This is a genomic window from Marseilla massiliensis (assembly GCF_016899855.1).
GTDB lineage: Bacteria > Bacteroidota > Bacteroidia > Bacteroidales > Bacteroidaceae > Prevotella.
Genome location: NZ_JACJJG010000227.1, coordinates 1 through 737 on the forward strand (window position 1 = coordinate 1; position 737 = coordinate 737).

Genomic DNA, 737 nt, shown 5'->3' on the forward strand with positions numbered 1-737 from the left:
ATGAGCCACCATGCAGGGATAGGTCTTTGCAGTTCCCTTGGTTATGTAGATGTTCCCTGTGTTCCAGTCAAGTTCGATTTTCACGTCTTGTATGTTCTTGTCAACCCACTTGCAGACGAAAGAAATTATCTTGCCCTCGTATCCTGACTTTGAGTGGATTTTATAAAGCTGTTTTAAAAGTTTGAAGTCCATATTTTTTACGTTTTTTGTTTTGTTGTTGAATTTACAAGTTGTTTTTCTTGTTTTTGTTAGAGAGGTTAAAGGAGGAAGCCATGATGTTTTTGTTTGTCTTTTATCACAGTTTCCTCCCCTTTCAGTATTATGCCGCCTTGAGTTCTATTTGCTTATTCTCCGATATGTAGCAATCTTCCGCCTTCTCCTTGCATCCTTCCGAGCAGTAGCAGTTTCCCGTCAACTCCGATTCATGGCCGTCATCTTTTACAAACCATTCGCCGCACCAAGGACAACGGTCAACATCACTCTCGTGGTAATACATTTCCTCTGAGTCAATCCATACAAATTCCCCAAGGTCATCAACACTGCAACTGTATTCCCTTCCGTGGTACATTACAATCGTAGTATCGAAGTCACCATAACATTCATGAAACTCGTCATAGCTTTCGTCATCGTTCTCCTCATACCCGTCAATACTTCCGTCTGTGGTATCAAGCTCGTAGTCGTAGCCGTTTACCTCGTAGTTGTATGCTTTCCCTGCTTCCATGTCGTACCATTTGAAA

General features: G+C 41.8%; 2 pseudogenes. Both read right to left on the reverse strand.

Annotated features, from left to right (window positions below):
- A pseudogene (locus H6A34_RS14505) lies at positions 1–192 on the reverse strand (hypothetical protein); the annotation flags it as partial.
- Positions 193–319: 127 nt separating this feature from the next.
- Positions 320–737, reverse strand: a pseudogene (locus H6A34_RS14510) (hypothetical protein); the annotation flags it as partial.